Consider the following 21080-nt stretch of genomic DNA (forward strand, 5'->3'; position numbering starts at 1 on the left):
CATGGGTGCGGGCCCCTTCGCGACACGAAACTAACCGAGCGCCGACTTCACCGCGTCCGCCAGCCGCTCCGCGACCGAGCGCGCCTGCTCCAGGTCGGCCGCCTCGACCATGACCCGTACCAGCGGCTCCGTACCGGAGGGACGCAGCAGTACGCGACCGGTCGCGCCCAGCTCCCGCTCGGCGTCCGCGACCGCCGCCGCCAGCTCCGCGGAGGTGCGGACCCGGGATTTGTCGACGTCCGGAACGTTGATCAGCACCTGCGGCAGTCGCTCCATCACCGCGGCCAGCTCCGCAAGCGTTCGGCCCGTCGCCGCCACCCGCGCCGCCAGCATCAGCCCGGTCAGCGTGCCGTCGCCGGTCGTCGCGTGGTCCAGGACGATGACGTGGCCGGACTGCTCGCCGCCGAGCGCGTACCCGTGCTCCTTCATCGACTCCAGCACGTAGCGGTCGCCCACCGCGGTCTGCACCAGCGCCAGGCCCTCCCGCTCCATCGCGAGCTTGAAGCCGAGGTTCGACATCACGGTCGCCACCACGGTGTCCCCGCGCAGCGTGCCCGCCTCGCGCATCGCCAGCGCGAGCACCGCGAGGATCTGGTCCCCGTCGACCTCCTCGCCGGCGCCGTCGACGGCCAGGCAGCGGTCCGCGTCGCCGTCGTGCGCGATGCCGAAGTCCGCACCGTGCTCGATGACGGCCGCCCGCAACTGCTCCAGGTGCGTGGAGCCGCAGCCCTCGTTGATGTTCAGCCCGTCGGGGGCCGCGCCGATGGTGATGACGTCGGCGCCGGCCCGGGCGAACGCCTCCGGGGAGACCCGGGACGCCGCGCCGTGCGCCTCGTCGAGGACGACCTTGAGGCCGTCGAGCCGGTTCGGGAGCACCGCGACGAGATGGGCGACGTACTTGTCGAAGCCCTCGTCGTAGTCGGTGACCCGACCGACGCCCGCACCGGTCGGCCGGTCCCACGGCGCACCCGTGCGGTGCTGCTCGTACACGGTCTCGATGCGGTCCTCCAGCTCGTCGGCGAGCTTGTGGCCGCCGCGCGCGAAGAACTTGACGCCGTTGTCGGGCATGGCGTTGTGGCTGGCGGACAGCATCACGCCGAGGTCCGCGCCGAGCGCACCGGTGAGGTGCGCCACCGCGGGCGTCGGCAGCACGCCGACCCGCAGCACGTCCACGCCCGCGCTGGCGAGCCCCGCCACCACGGCCGCCTCCAGGAACTCTCCCGACGCACGCGGATCTCGCCCGACCACCGCGGTGGGCCGGTGGCCCTCAAAGGTCCCCGCCTCGGCCAGCACGTGCGCCGCCGCGACGGAAAGGCCGAGCGCGAGCTCCGCCGTCAGATCCGCGTTGGCGACACCGCGCACGCCGTCCGTGCCGAAGAGTCGTCCCACAACCGTCCTCCGAAAGTGCCTCGTGAGCCATGCTCCGAACAGAAAGCCTGACGGACCGGGCGGAGCCGCACGCTCCGCCGCCACCAAGCCTGGGGAAAACGTACGCCCCGGTGGCATGGAACGGAGCCACCGGGGCGTACGTACGAACAGCCGAGCAGGCGATTTAGCGCTTGCTGTACTGCGGGGCCTTGCGGGCCTTCTTCAGACCGGCCTTCTTGCGCTCGACCGAACGGTCGTCGCGGCTCAGGAAGCCGGCCTTCTTCAGCGGGCCGCGGTTGTTGTCCACGTCCGCCTCGTTCAGCGCGCGGGCCACGCCCAGGCGCAGGGCGCCGGCCTGGCCGGAGACACCGCCGCCGGAGATGCGGGCGACGACGTCGTAGCGGTCGTCGAGTTCGAGCACCTTGAAGGGCTCGTTGACTTCCTGCTGGTGCACCTTGTTGGGGAAGTAGTCCTCAAGGGTGCGACCGTTGATCTTCCACTTGCCGGAGCCCGGAACGATCCGGACGCGGGCGATGGCGTTCTTGCGGCGGCCCAGGCCGGCGGCCGGCTGCGGGTCGCCGAAGCGGGAGGCCAGCGACTCGCTGGTGTACTCGCCCTCGACGGGCACCTCCGACTCGAAGGTGGTGACCTCTTCGTAGGTCTCTTCGCCCTCGACGGGGATCTCAGTGGTGGTCTCGGCCACGGTGTTCCTCAGATTCTCTTCAGTCTTTGGGATGGCCGGACTTACTGCGCGACCTGGGTGATCTCGAACGGAACCGGCTGCTGAGCAGCGTGCGGGTGGTTCTCGCCCGCGTAGACCTTCAGCTTCGAGAGCATCTGACGGCCCAGGGTGTTCTTCGGGAGCATGCCCTTGACGGCCTTCTCGACGGCCTTCTCCGGGCTCTTCTCCAGCAGCTCGTCGTAGCGGACGGAGCGCAGACCACCCGGGTAGCCGGAGTGGCGGTACGCCATCTTCTGGGTCCGCTTGTTGCCGGACAGGTGCACCTTGTCCGCGTTGATGATGATGACGAAGTCACCAGTGTCGACGTGGGGCGCGTAGATCGGCTTGTGCTTGCCCCGGAGAAGGGTGGCGGCGGTGGTGGCCAGACGGCCCAGGACGACGTCCTGCGCGTCGATGATGTGCCACTGGCGCGTCACATCGCCGGGCTTGGGGCTGTACGTACGCACGGTCGTAGCCTTCGCTTCTTCAGTGAGTGAGTCTCCCCCCGCCCACGGGGGACGGAAAGAGTAGGTCCTGACAAGGCCACCCGAACGATCACGACAGCCTTGGCGGCACGCCGGGGACGCAACCCGAGTGCTCGCCGCTGGTCATCGGTCCGGTGGACCGGCGTAAGGGCCTCTCACGTGAGATAGAGCAAGCCAATACGCATAACGAAGCAGAAGCTTACCCGCCCCCCTCCGGACGGGTCAAAGTCGCCCGGTGCAACCTCCGCGTCACCCACCGGCCATCGGAACGCACCGTATCCGTACAACTACCGTGCGCGCTGGACCCGGCGCTCGTCCCACACCGGCTCGCGCGTCTCCCGCACCATCCCGTCCGAGCCGAAGACCAGATAGCGGTCGAAGGAGCGGGCGAACCACCGGTCGTGGGTGACGGCGAGCACCGTCCCCTCGTAGGCCTCCAGACCGTCCTGGAGCGCCTGCGCGGACTCCAGGTCCAGGTTGTCCGTGGGCTCGTCCAGCAGCAGCGCCGTCGTCCCCGCCAGCTCCAGCAGCAGGATCTGGAAGCGCGCCTGCTGCCCGCCGGAGAGCCGGTCGAAGGGCTGGTCGCCCTGGCGCTCCAGCTCGTACCTGCGCAGTACGGACATCGCCCCGCCGCGGTCCTTCGCGTGCTCCGTCCACAGGATGTCCACCAGGGTGCGGCCCAGCAGCTCCGGGTGGGCGTGCGTCTGCGCGAAGTGGCCGGGCACCACCCGGGCGCCCAGCTTCCACAGCCCGGTGTGCGCCACCGTCCCGTCCCCCGCCAGCAGCCGCAGGAAGTGCGACTTGCCGGAGCCGTTCGACCCCAGCACCGCCACCCGCTCCCCGTAGAAGACCTCCAGGTCGAACGGCTTCATCAGCCCGCTCAGCTCCAGCGCCTGGCAGGTCACCGCGCGCACCCCGGTCCGGCCGCCCTTGAGCCGCATCCGGATCTCCTGCTCCCGCGGCGGCTCCGGCGGCGGACCCGCCTCCTCGAACTTCCGCAGCCGGGTCTTCGCCGCCTGGTAGCGCGAGGCCATGTCATCGCTGCGCGCCGCGTACTGCTGGAGGTCCAGCACCAGCTTCTTCAGCCGGGCCCGCTCCTCGTCCCAGCGCCGCCGCAGCTCTTCGAAGCGGGTGAAGCGCTCCTTGCGGGCCTCGGGGTACGTGGCGAAGCCGCCGCCGTGCACCCACACGTCCGAGCCCGCGGCGCCCGGCTCGACGCTGATGACCTTCTGCGCGCTGCGGGCCAGCAGCTCCCGGTCGTGGGAGACGAAGAGCACCGTCTTGCGGGTCTCCGCGAGCCGCTCCTCAAGCCAGCGCTTGCCCGGCACGTCGAGGTAGTTGTCCGGCTCGTCCAGCAGCAGCACCTCGTCCGGGCCGCGCAGCAGCGCCTCCAGCGCCAGCCGCTTCTGCTCGCCGCCGCTGAGCGTCTTCAGGTCGCGGAACTGGGCGCGCTCGTACGGCACCCCCAGCGCGGCCACCGTGCACATGTCCCACAGCGTCTCCGCCTCGTAGCCGCGCGCCTCCGCCCAGTCGCTGAGGGCCTGCGCGTACGCCATCTGCGCGGCCTCGTCGTCCACCGTCATGATCCGGTGCTCGGCCGCGTCCACCGCGGCTGCGGCCTCCCTGATCCGCGGCGACGCCAGCGAGACCAGCAGGTCGCGCACCGTGCGGTCGTCGCGCACCGAGCCGATGAACTGCCGCATCACGCCCAGCCCGCCGCTCGACGAGACCGAGCCCCCGTGCGGCTGCAACTCCCCGGACAACAGCCTGAGCAGAGTCGTCTTGCCCGCGCCGTTCGCCCCCACCAGGGCGACCTTGGCGCCCTCGCCGACCCGGAACGAGGCGTCGGCGAGCAGCACCCGGCCGTCGGGCAGGTAGTACTCCAGGTGCGCGGCTTCGAGATGTCCCATTGTTCGATGATGCGGGCCGGGACCCCGCGAACCCAACCGGTTTAGGATTCGCGGCATGAGCTTTGGTCAGGGGGGGCCTCAGTGGGGGTCCGGTGAGGGACAGAACCAGAACCCGTGGAACGGCCGGGATCCGTACGGCCAGGGGCAGGGCGGGGATCCGTACGGCACGGGTCGCCCCGGTGATGGCGCGTACGGCAACGCGTCCGACACCCCGGACTGGGCCGCGCTCGCGGACGCCTCCGCGGAGCGCGCCCGCAAGCGGCGCCTGCTGATGATCGGCGGCGGCGGGCTCGCCACCGTCGGCATCGCCGCGATCGTGGCCACCGCGATCGTGCTCTCCAACGACTCCGGGGACACGCCCACCACGTCCACCGGTTCCCCGAGCGCGAGCGTCGCCCAGGAAACCCAGCCCGGGCCGTCGTTCGCCTCGGTCGCCCCTGCGCCGCCGCCGAACCCGTCGGACTACATCTCCGACGAGAAGAAGGACAAGGCGCCGCTGAACCTCGACACCTTCTTCCCCGGCACCACGATGACCATGGCCGACCGCAGGTACGCCAAGGGCGCCACCAACAGCACCGACGCCTGCGCCTCCGCGGCCCAGGGCGCCCTCCCCGCCGTCCTCTCCTCCAACGGCTGCGACCGGGTCTTCCGCGCCACGTACAGCAAGGACGGCGTCGCCGTCACCATCGGCGTCGCCGTCTTCGGCACCCAGGCGGAGGCCCAGCGGGCCGCGGAGACCAAGCGGAACATCGCCCCGCTGCCCGGCGCCGGCGTCCCCTCGTTCTGCAAGGGCGGACCGGTCTGCCTCTTCCGGTCCTCCTACGCCGGCCGGTACGCCTTCTACACCAGCACCGGCTTCACCAACGGCAAGTCCGTCACGGCGCAGGACGCGAAGGTGTACCAGGCCGCCAAGGACATCACCGACCTGACGTTCCAGCAGGTCCGCGCCCGCGGCGAGGCGCAGGCGTCAGCCGCAGCAGCCACCGGCGGCTGACCCGCCAGCCACGGGCAGCGACCGCTTGTTGCGGGCCTCCTTGCTGCGGGCGGCCAGCAACTCGTCGGACGGATAGCCGACTTCCTCCAGCGTCAGCCCGTGCGGCCGTACGACGTGCACGGCGGAGTCCCGCACGCCGGCGGCCAGCACCTGCGCCGGCCACGTCGCCGGCCGGTGCCCGTCGCCGACGAAGAGCAGCGCGCCCACCAGCGAGCGCACCATGTTGTGGCAGAAGGCGTCCGCCCGCACGGTCGCGGTGATCACCCCGGCCCCGTCCCGCTCCCACGACAGCTGCTGGAGGGTGCGGATCGTCGTCGCGCCCTCGCGCTTCTTGCAGTACGCGGCGAAGTCGTGCTCCCCGACGAGCCCGCGCGACGCCTCGTTCATCGCGGCCACGTCCAGCGGCCAGTCGTGCCACAGCACGTGGCCGCGCAGCAGCGGGTCGACCCCGCCCGGGTGGTCGCAGACCCGGTAGGCGTACCGCCGCCAGATCGCGGAGAAGCGGGCGTCGAAGCCGGCGGGCGCCTCGGCGACCCGCCAGATCCGCACGTCCCGCGAGAGCCGCCCCGCGAGCCGCTTCAGCAGCTTCTCGCGGTGCTCGGCCCACACCTCCACGGGGAGGTCGACGTGGGCCACCTGGCCGCGGGCGTGCACCCCGGCGTCCGTACGGCCGGCCACGGTCAGCTCGTACGTGGTGGTTGACCTGGTCACCGTGCGGAGGGCGTCCTCGATCTCGCCCTGCACGGTGCGCCGCCCGCCGGCCTGCTTCGCCCAGCCGGAGAACTCCCTGCCGTCGTACGACAGGTCCAGCCGCAGCCGGACGAACCCGGGCCCGATGCCCTCAGCACTCACGTGTTGATCCTCTTGTCACGGGAACGGGCCCGCTCCCCCGAGGGGGAACGGGCCCGTCCACCAGCCTTGCGACGCGATCGGCGAACCGATCAGGCGTCCTTGGACTCCGCGGCCTCGGCGGCCGGCTTGGCGTCCTCGACCGGAGCCTCGGCGGCCTCGTCGGACTCCTTCTTCAGGGCGTCCTCCTTGACCGCGCGCACCGTCGCGGCCTCGGCCTCGGCGACGGTCGCCTTCTTGGCGATCTCGCCCTCGACGAGCTCGATCACGGCCATGCGCGCGTTGTCACCACGGCGGTTGCCGATCTTGGTGATCCGGGTGTAGCCACCCGGGCGCTCGGCGTACCGCGGGGCGATCTCGGTGAAGAGCGTGTGCACGATGCCCTTGTCCGTGATCGTCTGCAGGACCAGGCGACGGTTGTGGATGTCGCCCTTCTTCGCCTTGGTGATCAGCCGCTCGGCGACCGGACGCAGGCGGCGGGCCTTGGCCTCGGTCGTGGTGATGCGGCCGTGCTCGAACAGCGCCTTCGCGAGGTTCGCGAGGAGCAGCCGCTCGTGCGCTGCGCTGCCGCCCAGACGGGCGCCCTTGGCGGGCTTCGGCATGGTGTTTCTCCTTGTGTACTGCACCGGCCGTGTCAGGTACCGATGTCAGGTCCCCGCAGGCGGACGCCCACGGGCAGTTTTGTTGCCACGCCCCGGAGGTGCTTTGGGGGCGCTGGGGTGGTGCTTTTAGGGGCGCGGGGAACTGCGCGACCAGCAACAGCGGACGCGCAGTCGCCCACCGGTGGTCGGGCCTACGGTCTCCCGTAAACACCCGACCCCGGTGGAACCGCTTAGTACTGCTCGGTCTCGACGAAACCCGCATCCGCGTCGTCATCCGCGCCGAACGCGTCAGCCGCGGCGGTGGGGTCGAATCCGGGCGGGCTGTCCTTGAGCGCCAGGCCCATGCCGGCCAGCTTCGCCTTGACCTCGTCGATCGACTTCGCACCGAAGTTGCGGATGTCGAGCAGGTCCGCCTCGGAGCGGGCCACCAGCTCGCCCACCGAGTGGATGCCCTCGCGCTTGAGGCAGTTGTAGGAGCGGACCGTGAGCTCCAGCTCCTCGATCGGCAGGGCCAGGTCCGCGGCGAGCGCGGCGTCCGTCGGGGACGGGCCCATGTCGATGCCCTCGGCGTCGATGTTCAGCTCGCGGGCGAGACCGAACAGCTCGACCAGGGTCTTGCCGGCGGAGGCCATGGCGTCGCGCGGACGCATCGCCTGCTTGGTCTCGACGTCGACGATCAGCTTGTCGAAGTCGGTGCGCTGCTCGACTCGGGTGGCCTCGACCTTGTACGTGACCTTGAGCACCGGCGAGTAGATGGAGTCGACAGGAATGCGGCCGATCTCCTGGCCCACCTGCTTGTTCTGCACGGCGGAGACGTAGCCGCGACCGCGCTCGACGGTCAGCTCCATCTCCAGCTTGCCCTTGCCGTTCAGCGTGGCGAGGACGAGGTCGGGGTTGTGCACCTCGACACCGGCCGGGGGCGCGATGTCGGCGGCGGTGACCAGACCCGGGCCCTGCTTGCGCAGGTACATCACGACGGGCTCGTCGTGCTCGCTGGAGACCACGAGCTGCTTGATGTTCAGGATCAGGTCGGTGACGTCCTCCTTCACGCCGGGCACGGTGGTGAACTCGTGCAGGACGCCGTCGACGCGGATGGACGTGACCGCCGCACCCGGGATCGAGGAGAGGAGGGTACGGCGGAGGGAGTTGCCGAGGGTGTAGCCGAAGCCCGGCTCCAGCGGCTCGATCACGAACCGGGAGCGGTACTCGTCGACGACCTCTTCGGTCAGCGAGGGACGCTGAGCGATCAGCATGCGGATCGTTCCTTCAGTCGGGGGCGCCCGCTATTTGACGCCCGACAGGTGTTGCACAAAACAAAGGGTACGGGCGGTACGACCCGAATGGGCCGTACCGCCCGAACAAACGGCCAAGCAGCCGGAGCCTTCGCAGGCCCCGTGCCCGCAGGCGCGCGCAGCGTCAGACGCGGCGGCGGTTCGGCGGACGGCAGCCGTGCTGCGACATGTGGGGGATAACCCCCACACCCCCAGCCGGACGGCGCCCGCCCGTGCGCGCAGCGTCAGACGCGGCGGCGCTTCGGCGGACGGCAGCCGTTGTGCGGCGTCGGGGTGACGTCCTGGATCGAGCCGACCTCCAGGCCCGTGGCCTGGAGCGAGCGGATCGCGGTCTCACGGCCGGAGCCGGGGCCCTTGACGAACACGTCGACCTTGCGCATGCCGTGCTCCTGCGCACGACGCGCGGCGGACTCCGCCGCCATCTGCGCGGCGAACGGCGTGGACTTCCGGGAGCCCTTGAAGCCGACGTGGCCGGCGGAGGCCCAGGAGATCACGTTGCCCGCGGGGTCCGTGATCGACACGATGGTGTTGTTGAACGTGCTCTTGATGTGCGCGTGGCCGTGAGCGACGTTCTTCTTTTCCTTGCGGCGCACCTTCTTGACAGCGCCCTGACGTCCCTTGGGGGGCATCTATTACTCCTACGGGAGGTGGTCGGTCCTACAGCGAAGACCGCGGATGAGCGTCCGCTGAGGACTACTTCTTGCCCGGCTTCTTCTTACCGGCGATGGCGCGACGCGGGCCCTTGCGGGTACGGGCGTTCGTGCTGGTGCGCTGACCGTGGACCGGCAGGCCACGACGGTGGCGCAGACCCTGGTAACAGCCGATCTCGACCTTGCGGCGGATGTCGGCCTGGATCTCGCGGCGGAGGTCACCCTCGGTGCGGAGGTTGGCGTCCACGTACTCGCGGATCTTGACCAGGTCCTCTTCGGACAGGTCACGAACGCGGGTGTCCGGGTTCACGCCGGTCGCGGAGAGGATCTCCTTGGACCGGGTGCGCCCGACACCGAAGACGTAGGTGAGTGCGATCTCCACGCGCTTTTCGCGCGGGATGTCGACACCGGAAACGCGTGCCATTCAATGGCTCCTGTGTGCTCGGGGGTCTTCCGCAGAACCGCTCCCGACCGCCGACCGCCCTGCTGGGCAGTGGTACGTCCGGGTCCCCGGCCCCCGCCGGAGGTGTCGCCGGCCCCTACGGGCTGGGCGGGCTCTGCGTATGTACGAATGCGTTGCTTGCGTCGCGCGAAGTACTGCGAAGTACAGGTCGGCGTGCGTCAGCCCTGGCGCTGCTTGTGGCGCAGGTTGTCGCAGATGACCATGACCCGACCGTGACGGCGGATCACCTTGCACTTGTCGCAGATCTTCTTGACGCTCGGCTTGACCTTCATGGGATGTGAGGTTCTCCGGGTCAGTGCCACCGCCCTCCGCGGGGGAGGGACGGGACAAGATCTACTTGTAGCGGTAGACGATCCGGCCACGCGTCAGGTCGTACGGAGAGAGCTCCACGACGACCCGGTCGTCCGGAAGGATTCGGATGTAGTGCATCCGCATCTTGCCGGAGATGTGCGCGAGGACCTTGTGACCGTTCTGAAGCTCCACCTTGAACATCGCGTTCGGGAGGGACTCGATCACGGTGCCCTCGATCTCGATGGCACCTTGCTTCTTGGCCACGCTTCGCCCTTCGAATCGGCTACCTTGATCGACTCCCGTAGTCCACCGGGCCGCCCGCACGCGGGCAGACGGGTACACGAGAGCCGACGCATCAGTCTACGTCAGGCCATCCGAAAAGACGAATCCAGCAAGCCTGCCCGCTCGGCAAGATCCTTATGCACCCGGTCCCCCGGGTGCGCCGCCGATCGGTATGACCGACTTCGGATGGATCAGACTCATCAGATGGATGGGATGGATCGGACGGTTCAGCCGGCCAGCGGGTCCGGCGCGGCCGTGATGCCCAGCTCCGCCAGCTTCGCCTTGCCGCCGTCCGGCGAGGTCAGCACCAGCGGGCCCTCCTCGGTGAGCGCCACCGAGTGCTCCCAGTGCGAGGACCAGGTGCCGTCCGTGGTGATCACGGTCCACTCGTCCGCCAGCACCTCGGTCTTCGGCGTGCCGAGCGAGACCATCGGCTCGATCGCCAGGCAGAGGCCGGGCACCAGCCGCGGGCCCTTGCCGCGCTTGCGGGCGACGTAGTTCAGCAGGTGGGGCTCCATGTGCATCTCGGTCCCGATGCCGTGGCCGCCGTACTCCTCGATGATCCCGTACCGGCCGCCGCCCGGCTTCGGCTGACGGCGGATGTACGTCTCGATCGCCCGCGACAGGTCGACGAGCCGGTTGCCCGCCTTCATCGCGGCGATCCCGGCCCACATCGACTCCTCGGTCACCCGGGAGAGCTCGACCAGCTCCGGAGCGTGACCGGTGCCGACGAAGGCGGTGAAGGCCGCGTCGCCGTGCCAGCCGTCGACGACGGCGCCCGCGTCGATCGAGATGATGTCGCCGTCCTTGAGGACGGTCTTGTCGTCCGGGATGCCGTGGACCACGACCTCGTTGGCCGAGGTGCAGATGGTGGCGGGGAAGCCGCCGTACCCGAGGAAGTTCGACTTGGCGCCGTGCTCGGCGAGCACCTTGCGGGCGACCTCGTCCAGGTCCTTCGTGGTGGCGCCGGGCACCGCGGCCTCCCGGGTCGCCGCGTGGATCGCGGCGACGACCAGCCCCGCCGCGCGCATCTTCGCGATCTGCTCCGGGGTCTTGAGCTGCACCATGCCCGAATCCTTGCCTTTCACCTTCAGTCACCCGCGCGACCGGTCACCCGGGTGACGCCGACGGCTCTCGTCTCGCTCAACAGTACGGCCGCGGCGTCCGTCAGACACCGCGGCCGTATCTCGTACTACGGGGCCCACCGGCCCCGGGCGGGGCTCGTCAGCCCTTCGCCTTGTCCTTGTCCAGCGCTTCCATCGCCCGCTGCGTCACCTCGGTGACCGGACCGAGCGCCGAGATCGTCACCACGAGGCCCTGGCCCCGGTAGTAGTCGATGATCGGCTCGGTCTGGGTGTGGTAGACCTCCAGGCGCTTGCGGACGGTCGACTCGGAGTCGTCGTCGCGCTGGTACAGCTCGCCGCCGCAGACGTCGCAGACGCCCTCCTGCTTCGGCGGCTGGTACGCCACGTGGAAGACGTGGCTGGAGTCGTTGCGGCAGATGCGGCGACCCGCGATCCGCTTCACGACCTCGTCCTCGGGGACCTCCAGGTCCAGCACCGCGTCCAGGGTCATGCCCTCGGACTTCAGCATCGCGTCCAGCGCCTCGGCCTGGGACACGTTGCGCGGGAAGCCGTCGAGGAGGAAGCCCCCGACGGCGTCCGGGCGGCCCATCCGCTCCTTCGCCATGCCGATGGTGACCTCGTCGGGAACCAGTTCACCGGCGTCCATGTAGGACTTGGCCTGACGGCCCAGGTCGGTGCCCTGGCTGATGTTGGCGCGGAAGAGGTCACCCGTGGAGATGTGCGGGATCGACAGGTTCTCGGCAAGGTACGCAGCCTGCGTTCCCTTGCCGGCCCCGGGAGGTCCGACGAGGACGATTCGCATCAGCGGAGGAACCCTTCGTAATTGCGCTGCTGGAGCTGGCTCTCGATCTGCTTCACGGTCTCCAGACCCACACCCACGATGATGAGGATGCTCGTCCCGCCGAACGGGAAGTTCTGGTTAGCGCCTCCGAAGCCCACCAACGCCATCGTCGGGACGAGAGCAATCAGACCCAGGTACAGCGAGCCAGGCCAAGTGATCCTGTTGAGCACGTAGCTCAGGTACTCGGCGGTAGGTCGACCAGCCCGGATGCCCGGGATGAATCCACCATACTTCTTCATGTTGTCCGCGACTTCCTCGGGGTTGAACGAGATGGCCACGTAGAAGAAGGCGAAGAAGACGATCAGCAGGAAGTACGTGATGATGTAGTACGGGTGGTCGCCCTTGACCAGGTGTGCTTCGATCCAACGCTTCCAGCCGGACGAGCCGCTGGAGAACTGCGCGATCAGCGCCGGGATGTAGAGCAGCGACGACGCGAAGATGACGGGGATCACACCCGCCTGGTTCACCTTCAGCGGGATGTACGTGGAGGTGCCGCCGTACGAACGGCGCCCGATCATCCGCTTCGCGTACTGGACGGGGATCCTGCGCTGGGCCTGTTCGACGAAGACCACCAGCGCCACCATCACGAAGCCGATCAGGATGACGGTGCCGAACTCGATCCAGCCCTTGGCGAGCGTGCCGCTCTCCTTGATGGCCCACAGCTGGCCGGGGAAGGCCGAGGCGATCGCGATGAACATCAGGATCGACATGCCGTTGCCGATGCCGCGGTCGGTGATCAGCTCGCCCAGCCACATCGTGACGGCGGTGCCCGCGGTCATCGTGATGACCATGACCACGGTCGTGAAGATCGATTGGTCTGGCACGATCTGCGAACCGACCGAGCAGCCCTGGAACAGCATGCCGCTACGGGCCGTCGCCACCAGACCCGTGCCCTGGAGCACGGCCAGCGCGACCGTCAGGTAGCGGGTGTACTGGGTGATCTTCGCCGTACCGGACTGGCCCTCCTTCTTGAGGGCTTCCAGGCGCGGGATGACCACGGTCAGCAGTTGGAGAATGATGCTCGCCGTGATGTACGGCATGATGCCGAGCGCGAAGATGGTGATCTGCAGCAGCGCCCCACCGCTGAGCACGTTCACCAGGCCGAACAGGCTGTTGTTGCTCTTGGACGCCTGGTCGACACAGATCTGGACGTTCTGGTAGTCGACGCCTGGGATCGGGATGTGCGATCCGAGGCGGAACAGAATGATGATGCCCAGTGTGAAGAGCAGCTTCTTGCGCAGGTCGGGCGTCTTGAACGCTCGGGCGAACGCGGTGAGCACGGTGCCTCCTGCGACCCCCGCGCTACTGCGTCAGAGGTGACGGTCTTGAGGATCGACGGATACTTATCAGCTAACTAACAGCAAAACGCCCGGTGAGGTTCCCGTCGGGAACCAAACCGTTCGGAGTTCTCCACAGCAGTGGACGCCGTTACCTTACCGGCGACGGTGCCACCCTTGGAACGACCAACCGGGGATGCCCCTTTTGGGAGGCATCCCCGGTCGGTGTTCAGCCTGCGGCCACTGAGCCCGTCTCAGACGAGTTCGGTGACGGTACCGCCGGCAGCGGCGATCTTCTCCTTGGCGGAGCCGGAGACGGCGTCGACCGTCACCTGCAGCGCCACGGAGACCTCACCCTGGCCGAGGACCTTGACGAGCTGGTTCTTGCGAACCGCACCCTTGGCGACCAGATCGGCCACCGTGACCTCGCCACCCTCGGGGTAGAGCGCGGCCAACTTGTCCAGGTTCACGACCTGGTACTCGGTGCGGAACGGGTTCTTGAAGCCCTTGAGCTTCGGGAGGCGCATGTGGAGGGGCATCTGCCCGCCCTCGAAGCGCTCCGGAACCTGGTAGCGGGCCTTGGTGCCCTTGGTGCCACGACCGGCCGTCTTACCCTTCGACGCCTCACCGCGACCGACACGGGTCTTCGCGGTCTTGGCGCCCGGGGCGGGACGGAGGTTGTGGACCCTCAGCGGGTTCTGCTCCGCCATGTCAGTCGACCTCCTCGACCGTCACGAGGTGGCGGACGGTGTGCACCATGCCGCGGAACTCGGGACGGTCCTCCTTGACGACCACGTCGTTGAGCTTCTTCAGCCCGAGCGAACGCAGCGTGTCACGGTGGTTCTGCTTGCTGCCGATGTACGACTTCGTCTGCGTGATCTTGAGGCGGGCCATTACGCACCCGCTCCCGCACGCGCACGAAGCAGGGCCGCGGGGGCGACGTCCTCAAGCGGCAGACCGCGGCGGGCCGCGATCTCCTCCGGACGCTGCAGGCCCTTCAGGGCCGCCACGGTCGCGTGCACGATGTTGATCGCGTTGTCGGAGCCGAGCGACTTCGACAGGATGTCGTGGACGCCGGCGCACTCCAGGACGGCGCGCACCGGACCACCGGCGATAACACCCGTACCGGGGGAAGCCGGCTTGAGCAGGACGACGCCCGCAGCCTTCTCGCCCTGGATGGGGTGGGGGATGGTGCCCTGGATGCGGGGGACCTTGAAGAAGTGCTTCTTGGCCTCCTCAACACCCTTGGCGATGGCGGCCGGCACCTCCTTGGCCTTGCCGTAACCGACACCCACGGTGCCGTCACCGTCGCCCACCACGACCAGCGCGGTGAAGCTGAAGCGACGACCACCCTTCACAACCTTGGCGACGCGGTTGATCGCGACGACGCGCTCGACGTACGCGGTCTTCTCGGCGGCAGACGCGCCGCCGTCACGGCCCTTCCGGTCCCGCCGCTCGCCGCCACCGGCACCGCTTCCGCGGCGCTGGGGTCCAGCCATTGGAATTACCTCTCTCTGTTACGTCCGCTAGCTCCGGAACCGGGGCTCAGAACTTCAGCCCGGCCTCGCGGGCGGCGTCAGCCAGAGCGGCAATCCGCCCGGCGTACTGGTTGCCACCACGGTCGAACACGACAGCCTCGACACCGGCGGCCTTGGCACGCTCCGCGACCAGGGCGCCGACCTGCTGGGCCTGGGCGCTCTTGTCGCCCTCGCCACCGCGGATCGAGGTGTCCAGGGTCGACGCCGACGCGAGCGTGTGGCCCGCGATGTCGTCGATGACCTGCGCCACGATGTGGCGGTTGGAACGCGTCACGACCAGGCGCGGACGCTCCGGCGTGCCGGAGATGCGCTTGCGGACGCGGATGTGGCGGCGCTTGATGGCGGCGCGCTTGTACGCGTCACCCTTGGCGATCTTCACACCGAATGCCATGGCTTACTTACCCGCCTTTCCGACCTTGCGGCGGATGACCTCGCCCGCGTACTTGACGCCCTTGGCCTTGTACGGGTCGGGCTTGCGCAGCTTGCGGATGTTCGCGGCGACCTCGCCGACCTTCTGCTTGTCGATGCCCTCGACAGAGAACTTGGTCGGCGACTCGACCTTGAAGGAGATGCCCTCGGGGGCCTCCACCAGGATCGGGTGGCTGTAGCCGAGCTGGAACTCCAGGTTGGAGCCCTTCGCGGCGACGCGGTAACCGACACCGCTGATTTCGAGCGCCTTCGTGTACCCCTTGGTCACGCCGGTGATCATGTTCGCCACCAGCGTGCGGGACAGGCCGTGGAGGGCCTTGTTCTGACGCTCGTCGTTGGGACGGGAGACGTTCAGAACGCCGTCCTCGCCCTTCACGATCTCGATCGGCGCCGCGACGACGTGGGTGAGGGAGCCCTTGGGGCCCTTCACCGAGACCGTACGACCCTCGATGGTGACGTCCACACCGGCGGGAACCTGGATGGGGAGCTTGCCGATACGCGACATTGCTATTCCTCCGTTCCCGTACTACCAGACGTAGGCGAGGACTTCCCCACCCACGCCCTTCTTCTGCGCCTGCTGGCCGGTCAGGAGACCGTGCGACGTGGAGATGATCGCCACGCCGAGGCCGCCGAGGACCTTGGGCAGGTTGGTGGACTTTGCGTACACGCGAAGACCCGGCTTCGAGATCCGCTTGATGCCCGCGATGGAGCGCTCACGGTTCGGGCCGAACTTGAGCTCCAGGACGAGGTTCTTGCCGACCTCGGCGTCCTCGACCTTCCAGCCCGTGATGAAGCCCTCCTGCTGGAGGATCTCCGCGATGTGCGACTTGATCTTGCTGTGCGGCATCGTCACGGAGTCGTGGTACGCCGAGTTCGCGTTCCGCAGACGCGTCAGCATGTCTGCGATCGGATCAGTCATGGTCATGAATTGGCCTTCGGCCTCTCTCGCCGGGGTTTCCTGTATGCGCCATCCCTCTCCCCACACAGGGGCGGGACGGGTGCGGCGCGGGGACCTACGGCGTAGTAAGTCGTATCAGGCGGCGGGCGCCCAACCCTCCAAGCCTAAGCCATGGAGGGTGGGGCGACCGCCACCCGTCTGCTTACCGAGAGACTCCGGGGTTCCCCGAAAGGGGAATTACCAGGAGCTCTTGGTCACGCCCGGCAGCTCGCCACGGTGAGCCATCTCACGAAGGCACACGCGGCAGAGGCCGAACTTGCGGTACACGGAGTGCGGACGGCCACAGCGCTGGCAGCGGGTGTACGCGCGCACACCGAACTTGGGCTTGCGGGCGGCCTTGGCAATGAGAGCCTTCTTCGCCATCTCGCTCACGCCTCCTTGAAGGGGAAGCCGAGGTGACGAAGGAGGGCGCGGCCCTCGTCGTCGTTGGTCGCCGTGGTCACCACGGTGATGTCCATACCCCGGACGCGGTCGATCTTGTCCTGGTCGATCTCGTGGAACATGACCTGCTCCGTGAGACCGAAGGTGTAGTTGCCACGGCCGTCGAACTGCTTCGGGGACAGGCCGCGGAAGTCGCGGATGCGCGGCAGCGCGAGCGACAGGGTGCGGTCCAGGAACTCCCACATGCGGTCGCCACGGAGCGTGACGTGGGCACCGATCGGCTGGCCCTCGCGCAGCTTGAACTGCGCGATGGACTTGCGGGCCTTGGTGACGGCCGGCTTCTGACCGGTGATCGTGGTGAGGTCCTTGATGGCGCCCTCGATCAGCTTGGAGTCGCGGGCGGCGTCGCCCACACCCATGTTGACCACGATCTTCACGAGGCCCGGGACCTGCATGACGTTCTCGTACGAGAACTCCTCAAGCAGCTTGCCCTTGATCTCCTCGCGGTACTTCGCCTTGAGGCGCGGAGTGGTGGTGGTAGCCATCAGATGTCCTCACCCGTCCGCTTGGCAACGCGGATCTTGTTGCCCTCTTCGTCGAAGCGGTAACCGACGCGGGTCACGACCTTCTTGCCGTCCTTCTCCACGACGAGCTGAACGTTGCTCACGTGGACGGGGGCCTCGGTGGTCACGATCCCGCCGGCCTGCGAGGCGCGGCCGGGCTGGTTCGCCTTGGTGTGCTTCTTGACCCGGTTGACACCCTCGACCAGGACGCGGTCCTCGCGGGGGAAGGCCGCGATGACCTTGCCCTGCTTGCCCTTGTCCTTACCGGTGATGACCTGGACCAGGTCGCCCTTCTTGATCTTCATGCTTACAGCACCTCCGGCGCGAGCGAGATGATCTTCATGAACTTCTTCTCGCGCAGCTCACGGCCGACGGGGCCGAAGATACGGGTGCCGCGAGGGTCGCCGTCGTTCTTCAGAATGACGGCGGCGTTCTCGTCGAAGCGGATGTACGAGCCGTCCTGGCGGCGGCGCTCCTTGACGGTGCGAACGATGACCGCCTTGACGACGTCACCCTTCTTCACGTTGCCACCGGGGATCGCGTCCTTGACGGTGGCGACGATGACGTCACCGATGCCCGCGTAGCGGCGGCCCGAGCCACCGAGAACACGGATGCAAAGGATCTCCTTGGCACCAGTGTTGTCGGCGACGCGCAGCCGCGACTCCTGCTGGATCACGTCTTATCTCCTGTGTGTCTGCCGGTTCCCCGGGGGGCCGCTCGCAAGCGGCCCCCCGGAGCCTGGCGGAACTGACCCGAGGGGAGTTGCCCCTCGGGCGATTACTTGGCCTTCTCGAGGATCTCGACGACGCGCCAGTGCTTGGTCGACGACAGCTTCCGGGTCTCCATCAGGAGGACGCGGTCGCCGACGCCGGCAGCGTTCTGCTCGTCGTGGGCCTTGAGCTTGTTCGTACGGCGGATGACCTTGCCGTACAGAGCGTGCTTGACGCGGTCCTCGACGGCGACGACGACGGTCTTGTCCATCTTGTCGCTGACGACCAGGCCCTCGCGGGTCTTGCGCGCGTTGCGCTCGATCTTCTGCTCAGTCACGTTGTTCTCGCTCATCAGGCGCTCTCCACCGTCTCGATGCCCAGCTCGCGCTCGCGCATCAGGGTGTAGATCCGCGCGATGTCCTTACGGACGGCCTTGAGCCGGCCGTGGTTCTCAAGCTGACCGGTCGCCGCCTGGAAGCGGAGGTTGAACAGCTCTTCCTTGGCCTCGCGGAGCTTGTCAACAAGCTCCTCGCTGCCCAGCTCGCGCAGCTCGGACGCCTTGGTTCCGGCCGACATCACGCCTCACCTGCCTCGCGCCGAACGATGCGGCACTTCATCGGAAGCTTGTGAGCAGCGCGGGTGAGCGCCTCACGAGCAATCTTCTCGTTCGGGTAGGACAGCTCGAACATCACCCGACCGGGCTTGACGTTCGCGACCCACCACTCCGGGGAACCCTTACCGGAACCCATGCGGGTCTCGGCGGGCTTCTTGGTCAGCGGGCGGTCCGGGTAGATGTTGATCCAGACCTTGCCGCCACGCTTGATGTGGCGGGTCATCGCGATACGGGCCGCCTCGATCTGGCGGTTGGTCACGTACGCCGGCGTGATGGCCTGGATGCCGTACTCGCCGAACGCAACCGTCGTACCGCCCTTGGCCATACCACTGCGCTTCGGGTGGTGCTGCTTGCGGTGCTTGACCCTACGGGGGATCAGCATGGCGGTCAGGCCTCCGTTCCGGTGCTCTCAGCAGCCGGAGCAGCGGCAGCGGCCTCGGCCTTGGGGGCCTCGGCAGCGGCGCTCTGCTGCGGCTTACGACCGCGACCGCCACGCTCGCCACCGCGGCCACCACGGCCGGCCGGGCGGTCGGAACCGCCACGGGCCGGGCGGTTGCCGGCGCGGGCAGCGGCGTTCTCGGCGCGGACCTCGGCGATGTTCTTGACGTCGCCCTTGTAGATCCAGACCTTCACGCCGATGCGGCCGAAGGTGGTCTTGGCCTCGAAGAAGCCGTACTCGACGTTCGCGCGGAGCGTGTGCAGCGGCACGCGGCCCTCGCGGTAGAACTCCGAGCGGGACATCTCGGCGCCGCCGAGACGGCCACCGCACTGGATCTTGATGCCCTTGGCGCCCGCCTTCATCGCCGACTGCATGCTCTTGCGCATGGCGCGGCGGAAGGAGACGCGGGAGGACAGCTGCTCGGCCACGGCCTGGGCCACCAGCTGAGCGTCCACCTCGGGGTTCTTGACCTCGAGGATGTTCAGCTGGACCTGCTTGCCGGTGAGCTTTTCGAGGTCGCCGCGGATGCGGTCGGCCTCGGCGCCACGGCGGCCGATGACGATGCCCGGGCGGGCGGTGTGGATGTCCACCCGCACGCGGTCACGGGTGCGCTCGATCTCCACCTTCGAGATGCCGGCGCGCTCCATGCCGGACGTCATCATCCGACGGATGGCGACGTCTTCCTTGACGTAGTCCTTGTACAGCTTGTCGGCGTACCAGCGGGACTTGAAGTCCGTGGTGATGCCGAGCCGGAACCCATGCGGGTTAACCTTCTGGCCCATTACCGGGTTCCTTCCTTGCTGCTGACGACCACGGTGATGTGGCTGGTCCGCTTACGGATCCGGTAGGCGCGGCCCTGGGCGCGCGGCCGGAACCGCTTCAGGGTCGGGCCCTCATCCACGTACGCCTCGCTGATGACCAGCGTGGAGGCGTCGGTGTGGTCGTAGTTGTGCGCGGCGTTGGCGATGGCGCTGTCCAGCACCTTGCCGACCGGCACGCTCGCGGCCTGCGGGGCGAAACGCAGGACCGCCTGAGCCTCCGTGGCGTCCATGCCACGGATGAGGTCCACCACGCGGCGGGCCTTCATGGGCGTGACGCGGATGTACCGCGCCTGGGCCCTGGCTTCCATGGTTGTCCCTTCAGTGTCTGACACGTTCGTCATAGTCGTTCACACCCCGCTGTTAGCGGCGCTTCGACTTCCGGTCGTCCTTGACGTGGCCGCGGAAGGTGCGAGTCGGCGAGAACTCGCCGAGCTTGTGGCCGACCATCGACTCGGTGACGAACACCGGGACGTGGATCTTGCCGTTGTGCACCGCGATCGTGTGGCCGAGCATGGCCGGGACGATCATCGAGCGACGGGACCAGGTCTTGATGACGTTCTTGGTGCCGGCTTCGTTCTGGGCGTCCACCTTCTTGATCAGGTGGTCGTCGACGAAGGGCCCCTTCTTGAGACTGCGCGGCATCTAAACCCGCTCCTAGCGCTTCTTGTTCGTCTTGCGGCGGCGGACGATGTACTTGTTGCTCGCCTTCTTGGGAGAACGAGTACGGCCCTCCTTCTGACCCCACGGGCTGACCGGGTGGCGACCACCGGAGGTCTTGCCCTCACCACCACCGTGCGGGTGGTCAACCGGGTTCATCGCGACACCACGGACGGTCGGGCGGACGCCCTTCCACCGCTTGCGGCCGGCCTTGCCCCAGTTGATGTTCGACTGCTCGGCGTTGCCGACCTCGCCGATGGTGGCGCGGCAGCGGACGTCGACCAGGCGGATCTCACCGGACGGCATGCGCAGGTGGGCCATGACGCCCTCCTTCGCCAGCAGCTGCACGGAGGCACCCGCGGAGCGGGCGAACTTCGCACCGCCGCCGGGCCGCAGCTCGATGGCGTGGATGGTCGTACCGACCGGGATGTTGCGCAGCGCCAGGTTGTTGCCGGGCTTGATGTCGGCGCCGGGGCCGTTCTCGACCCGGTCGCCCTGGCTCAGGCCGCGGGGGGCGATGATGTAGCGCTTCTCGCCGTCCGCGTAGTGCAGGAGCGCGATGCGCGCGGTGCGGTTGGGGTCGTACTCGATGTGAGCGACCTTGGCCGGCACGCCGTCCTTGTCGTGACGACGGAAGTCGATCACGCGGTAGGCGCGCTTGTGGCCACCGCCCTGGTGACGGACGGTCACACGACCGGTGTTGTTACGGCCGCCCTTGCTGTGCAGGGGGCGGACCAGCGACTTCTCCGGCGTGGACCGCGTGATCTCGACGAAGTCGGCGACGCTGGAGCCACGACGGCCCGGGGTCGTCGGCTTGTACTTGCGGATACCCATTGTCTCTCAGTCCTCGGAAGAATCCGG

Annotated in this window: 32 protein-coding genes; 1 reads left to right on the forward strand and 31 read right to left on the reverse strand. The window is 68.4% G+C overall.

From position 1 onward, the window contains the following. Nucleotides 1–30: 30 nt before the first annotated feature. From glmM to ABZ842_RS02280, 4 genes are all read right to left on the reverse strand, one after another. Nucleotides 31–1389: a phosphoglucosamine mutase gene (gene glmM / locus ABZ842_RS02265; protein ID WP_361530229.1), complete on the reverse strand. Its 1359-nt coding sequence runs from the start codon at nt 1387–1389 to the stop codon at nt 31–33. Between the two features lie 163 nt (nt 1390–1552). Further along, nucleotides 1553–2071, reverse strand: a complete 519-nt coding sequence (rpsI, locus tag ABZ842_RS02270; RefSeq protein WP_361530232.1) for a 30S ribosomal protein S9 — start codon at nt 2069–2071, stop codon at nt 1553–1555. Nucleotides 2072–2112: 41 nt separating this feature from the next. Further along, nucleotides 2113–2556: a 50S ribosomal protein L13 gene (rplM, locus tag ABZ842_RS02275; protein ID WP_361530235.1), complete on the reverse strand. Its 444-nt coding sequence runs from the start codon at nt 2554–2556 to the stop codon at nt 2113–2115. A 305-nt stretch (nt 2557–2861) separates the two neighbouring features. Further along, entirely contained in the window at nt 2862–4484 is a 1623-nt protein-coding gene (locus ABZ842_RS02280; protein WP_361530238.1) for an ATP-binding cassette domain-containing protein, read from the reverse strand. Nucleotides 4485–4539: 55 nt separating this feature from the next. Between ABZ842_RS02280 and ABZ842_RS02285 the strand changes: the two genes are divergently transcribed. Continuing rightward, nucleotides 4540–5478, forward strand: coding sequence for a hypothetical protein (locus ABZ842_RS02285; RefSeq protein WP_361530241.1), 939 nt, complete (start codon nt 4540–4542; stop codon nt 5476–5478). Here ABZ842_RS02285 and truA read toward each other — a convergent pair. The 27 genes from truA to rplB form a co-directional block, all read right to left on the reverse strand. Then, a complete protein-coding gene (gene truA, locus ABZ842_RS02290; protein WP_361530244.1) occupies nt 5452–6330 on the reverse strand; it encodes a tRNA pseudouridine(38-40) synthase TruA in 879 nt (292 codons plus the stop codon). The genes ABZ842_RS02285 and truA overlap by 27 nt on opposite strands. A gap of 89 nt (nt 6331–6419) precedes the next feature. Then, entirely contained in the window at nt 6420–6929 is a 510-nt protein-coding gene (rplQ, locus tag ABZ842_RS02295) for a 50S ribosomal protein L17 (protein ID WP_361530247.1), read from the reverse strand. A gap of 230 nt (nt 6930–7159) precedes the next feature. Further along, complete coding sequence (locus ABZ842_RS02300) at nt 7160–8182, reverse strand: DNA-directed RNA polymerase subunit alpha (RefSeq protein ID WP_146481858.1); 1023 nt, start codon at nt 8180–8182, stop codon at nt 7160–7162. A gap of 263 nt (nt 8183–8445) precedes the next feature. Beyond that, nucleotides 8446–8850 (reverse strand): 30S ribosomal protein S11, encoded by a 405-nt coding sequence (gene rpsK / locus ABZ842_RS02305; RefSeq protein WP_167986473.1) that lies wholly within the window; start codon nt 8848–8850, stop codon nt 8446–8448. Between the two features lie 64 nt (nt 8851–8914). Beyond that, on the reverse strand, nt 8915–9295 hold the full coding sequence (gene rpsM, locus ABZ842_RS02310; RefSeq protein ID WP_361530251.1) for a 30S ribosomal protein S13: 381 nt from the start codon (nt 9293–9295) through the stop codon (nt 8915–8917). Between the two features lie 197 nt (nt 9296–9492). Beyond that, the gene (gene rpmJ, locus ABZ842_RS02315; RefSeq protein ID WP_003956441.1) at nt 9493–9606 is read right to left on the reverse strand and encodes a 50S ribosomal protein L36; all 114 of its coding nucleotides are present in this window, start codon (nt 9604–9606) and stop codon (nt 9493–9495) included. Nucleotides 9607–9667: 61 nt separating this feature from the next. After that, nucleotides 9668–9889: a translation initiation factor IF-1 gene (gene infA / locus ABZ842_RS02320; protein WP_003956442.1), complete on the reverse strand. Its 222-nt coding sequence runs from the start codon at nt 9887–9889 to the stop codon at nt 9668–9670. Between the two features lie 245 nt (nt 9890–10134). Then, nucleotides 10135–10974, reverse strand: a complete 840-nt coding sequence (gene map, locus ABZ842_RS02325; protein WP_361530254.1) for a type I methionyl aminopeptidase — start codon at nt 10972–10974, stop codon at nt 10135–10137. Between the two features lie 157 nt (nt 10975–11131). Then, on the reverse strand, nt 11132–11794 hold the full coding sequence (locus ABZ842_RS02330; RefSeq protein ID WP_361530257.1) for an adenylate kinase: 663 nt from the start codon (nt 11792–11794) through the stop codon (nt 11132–11134). Continuing rightward, nucleotides 11794–13113 carry a preprotein translocase subunit SecY gene (secY, locus tag ABZ842_RS02335; protein WP_361530260.1) on the reverse strand — a complete coding sequence of 440 codons (1320 nt, stop codon included), beginning with the start codon at nt 13111–13113 and terminating at the stop codon, nt 11794–11796. Before secY ends, ABZ842_RS02330 begins: the two co-directional genes overlap by 1 nt. A 251-nt stretch (nt 13114–13364) precedes the next feature. Next, complete coding sequence (gene rplO / locus ABZ842_RS02340; protein ID WP_361530263.1) at nt 13365–13820, reverse strand: 50S ribosomal protein L15; 456 nt, start codon at nt 13818–13820, stop codon at nt 13365–13367. 1 nt (nt 13821) lies between these two features. Next, complete coding sequence (gene rpmD / locus ABZ842_RS02345; RefSeq protein ID WP_006347219.1) at nt 13822–14004, reverse strand: 50S ribosomal protein L30; 183 nt, start codon at nt 14002–14004, stop codon at nt 13822–13824. After that, the gene (rpsE, locus tag ABZ842_RS02350) at nt 14004–14609 is read right to left on the reverse strand and encodes a 30S ribosomal protein S5 (RefSeq protein WP_361530267.1); all 606 of its coding nucleotides are present in this window, start codon (nt 14607–14609) and stop codon (nt 14004–14006) included. The genes rpmD and rpsE overlap by 1 nt, the downstream gene beginning before the upstream one ends. Before the next feature lie 46 nt (nt 14610–14655). Further along, entirely contained in the window at nt 14656–15039 is a 384-nt protein-coding gene (gene rplR, locus ABZ842_RS02355) for a 50S ribosomal protein L18 (protein WP_361530270.1), read from the reverse strand. Nucleotides 15040–15042: 3 nt separating this feature from the next. After that, on the reverse strand, nt 15043–15582 hold the full coding sequence (rplF, locus tag ABZ842_RS02360; protein ID WP_361530273.1) for a 50S ribosomal protein L6: 540 nt from the start codon (nt 15580–15582) through the stop codon (nt 15043–15045). 21 nt (nt 15583–15603) lie between these two features. After that, complete coding sequence (gene rpsH / locus ABZ842_RS02365) at nt 15604–16002, reverse strand: 30S ribosomal protein S8 (RefSeq protein ID WP_006347222.1); 399 nt, start codon at nt 16000–16002, stop codon at nt 15604–15606. A gap of 210 nt (nt 16003–16212) precedes the next feature. After that, nucleotides 16213–16398: a type Z 30S ribosomal protein S14 gene (locus ABZ842_RS02370; RefSeq protein ID WP_003956452.1), complete on the reverse strand. Its 186-nt coding sequence runs from the start codon at nt 16396–16398 to the stop codon at nt 16213–16215. Nucleotides 16399–16403: 5 nt separating this feature from the next. Next, complete coding sequence (gene rplE, locus ABZ842_RS02375; RefSeq protein ID WP_361530276.1) at nt 16404–16961, reverse strand: 50S ribosomal protein L5; 558 nt, start codon at nt 16959–16961, stop codon at nt 16404–16406. Next, nucleotides 16961–17284 (reverse strand): 50S ribosomal protein L24, encoded by a 324-nt coding sequence (gene rplX, locus ABZ842_RS02380; protein WP_361530279.1) that lies wholly within the window; start codon nt 17282–17284, stop codon nt 16961–16963. The genes rplE and rplX overlap by 1 nt, the downstream gene beginning before the upstream one ends. A 2-nt stretch (nt 17285–17286) precedes the next feature. Further along, on the reverse strand, nt 17287–17655 hold the full coding sequence (rplN, locus tag ABZ842_RS02385) for a 50S ribosomal protein L14 (protein WP_003956455.1): 369 nt from the start codon (nt 17653–17655) through the stop codon (nt 17287–17289). A gap of 101 nt (nt 17656–17756) precedes the next feature. Further along, a complete protein-coding gene (gene rpsQ, locus ABZ842_RS02390) occupies nt 17757–18041 on the reverse strand; it encodes a 30S ribosomal protein S17 (protein ID WP_361530282.1) in 285 nt (94 codons plus the stop codon). Beyond that, on the reverse strand, nt 18041–18265 hold the full coding sequence (gene rpmC, locus ABZ842_RS02395) for a 50S ribosomal protein L29 (protein WP_323449566.1): 225 nt from the start codon (nt 18263–18265) through the stop codon (nt 18041–18043). Before rpmC ends, rpsQ begins: the two co-directional genes overlap by 1 nt. Beyond that, nucleotides 18265–18684, reverse strand: a complete 420-nt coding sequence (gene rplP, locus ABZ842_RS02400) for a 50S ribosomal protein L16 (protein WP_361530285.1) — start codon at nt 18682–18684, stop codon at nt 18265–18267. The genes rpmC and rplP overlap by 1 nt, the downstream gene beginning before the upstream one ends. Nucleotides 18685–18689: 5 nt before the next feature. Beyond that, nucleotides 18690–19523 (reverse strand): 30S ribosomal protein S3, encoded by an 834-nt coding sequence (rpsC, locus tag ABZ842_RS02405; protein WP_361151333.1) that lies wholly within the window; start codon nt 19521–19523, stop codon nt 18690–18692. After that, nucleotides 19523–19870 (reverse strand): 50S ribosomal protein L22, encoded by a 348-nt coding sequence (gene rplV, locus ABZ842_RS02410; RefSeq protein WP_009997296.1) that lies wholly within the window; start codon nt 19868–19870, stop codon nt 19523–19525. The genes rpsC and rplV overlap by 1 nt, the downstream gene beginning before the upstream one ends. Nucleotides 19871–19922: 52 nt before the next feature. Further along, nucleotides 19923–20204, reverse strand: coding sequence for a 30S ribosomal protein S19 (gene rpsS / locus ABZ842_RS02415; RefSeq protein WP_361530289.1), 282 nt, complete (start codon nt 20202–20204; stop codon nt 19923–19925). A 12-nt stretch (nt 20205–20216) separates the two neighbouring features. Beyond that, the gene (gene rplB / locus ABZ842_RS02420; protein ID WP_361530292.1) at nt 20217–21053 is read right to left on the reverse strand and encodes a 50S ribosomal protein L2; all 837 of its coding nucleotides are present in this window, start codon (nt 21051–21053) and stop codon (nt 20217–20219) included. Nucleotides 21054–21080: the final 27 nt, after the last annotated feature.

It is taken from the genome of Streptomyces sp. NPDC047315 (assembly GCF_040643215.1).
In the GTDB taxonomy this organism is placed as follows: domain Bacteria; phylum Actinomycetota; class Actinomycetes; order Streptomycetales; family Streptomycetaceae; genus Streptomyces.

What these genes read in the sequence shown, in the direction of transcription:
- rplB (WP_361530292.1), bottom strand. Translation starts at nt 21,053, where the DNA reads ATGGGTATCCGCAAGTACAAGCCGACGACCCCGGGCCGTCGTGGCTCC.
- rplQ (WP_361530247.1), bottom strand. Translation starts at nt 6,929, where the DNA reads ATGCCGAAGCCCGCCAAGGGCGCCCGTCTGGGCGGCAGCGCAGCGCAC.
- rplX (WP_361530279.1), bottom strand. Translation starts at nt 17,284, where the DNA reads ATGAAGATCAAGAAGGGCGACCTGGTCCAGGTCATCACCGGTAAGGAC.
- rplR (WP_361530270.1), bottom strand. Translation starts at nt 15,039, where the DNA reads ATGGCATTCGGTGTGAAGATCGCCAAGGGTGACGCGTACAAGCGCGCC.
- ABZ842_RS02280 (WP_361530238.1), bottom strand. Translation starts at nt 4,484, where the DNA reads ATGGGACATCTCGAAGCCGCGCACCTGGAGTACTACCTGCCCGACGGC.
- rpsH (WP_006347222.1), bottom strand. Translation starts at nt 16,002, where the DNA reads ATGACCATGACTGATCCGATCGCAGACATGCTGACGCGTCTGCGGAAC.
- rpsE (WP_361530267.1), bottom strand. Translation starts at nt 14,609, where the DNA reads ATGGCTGGACCCCAGCGCCGCGGAAGCGGTGCCGGTGGCGGCGAGCGG.
- rpsQ (WP_361530282.1), bottom strand. Translation starts at nt 18,041, where the DNA reads ATGAGCGAGAACAACGTGACTGAGCAGAAGATCGAGCGCAACGCGCGC.
- rpsS (WP_361530289.1), bottom strand. Translation starts at nt 20,204, where the DNA reads ATGCCGCGCAGTCTCAAGAAGGGGCCCTTCGTCGACGACCACCTGATC.
- rpsK (WP_167986473.1), bottom strand. Translation starts at nt 8,850, where the DNA reads ATGCCCCCCAAGGGACGTCAGGGCGCTGTCAAGAAGGTGCGCCGCAAG.
- rplO (WP_361530263.1), bottom strand. Translation starts at nt 13,820, where the DNA reads ATGGCGGAGCAGAACCCGCTGAGGGTCCACAACCTCCGTCCCGCCCCG.
- rpmJ (WP_003956441.1), bottom strand. Translation starts at nt 9,606, where the DNA reads ATGAAGGTCAAGCCGAGCGTCAAGAAGATCTGCGACAAGTGCAAGGTG.
- ABZ842_RS02330 (WP_361530257.1), bottom strand. Translation starts at nt 11,794, where the DNA reads ATGCGAATCGTCCTCGTCGGACCTCCCGGGGCCGGCAAGGGAACGCAG.
- ABZ842_RS02300 (WP_146481858.1), bottom strand. Translation starts at nt 8,182, where the DNA reads ATGCTGATCGCTCAGCGTCCCTCGCTGACCGAAGAGGTCGTCGACGAG.
- rpmD (WP_006347219.1), bottom strand. Translation starts at nt 14,004, where the DNA reads ATGGCCCGCCTCAAGATCACGCAGACGAAGTCGTACATCGGCAGCAAG.
- rpsC (WP_361151333.1), bottom strand. Translation starts at nt 19,523, where the DNA reads ATGGGCCAGAAGGTTAACCCGCATGGGTTCCGGCTCGGCATCACCACG.
- map (WP_361530254.1), bottom strand. Translation starts at nt 10,974, where the DNA reads ATGGTGCAGCTCAAGACCCCGGAGCAGATCGCGAAGATGCGCGCGGCG.
- rplF (WP_361530273.1), bottom strand. Translation starts at nt 15,582, where the DNA reads ATGTCGCGTATCGGCAAGCTCCCCATCCAGGTTCCCGCCGGTGTGGAC.
- rpmC (WP_323449566.1), bottom strand. Translation starts at nt 18,265, where the DNA reads ATGTCGGCCGGAACCAAGGCGTCCGAGCTGCGCGAGCTGGGCAGCGAG.
- rpsM (WP_361530251.1), bottom strand. Translation starts at nt 9,295, where the DNA reads ATGGCACGCGTTTCCGGTGTCGACATCCCGCGCGAAAAGCGCGTGGAG.
- rplP (WP_361530285.1), bottom strand. Translation starts at nt 18,684, where the DNA reads ATGCTGATCCCCCGTAGGGTCAAGCACCGCAAGCAGCACCACCCGAAG.
- rplV (WP_009997296.1), bottom strand. Translation starts at nt 19,870, where the DNA reads ATGGAAGCCAGGGCCCAGGCGCGGTACATCCGCGTCACGCCCATGAAG.
- ABZ842_RS02285 (WP_361530241.1), top strand. Translation starts at nt 4,540, where the DNA reads ATGAGCTTTGGTCAGGGGGGGCCTCAGTGGGGGTCCGGTGAGGGACAG.
- ABZ842_RS02370 (WP_003956452.1), bottom strand. Translation starts at nt 16,398, where the DNA reads ATGGCGAAGAAGGCTCTCATTGCCAAGGCCGCCCGCAAGCCCAAGTTC.
- rplE (WP_361530276.1), bottom strand. Translation starts at nt 16,961, where the DNA reads ATGGCTACCACCACCACTCCGCGCCTCAAGGCGAAGTACCGCGAGGAG.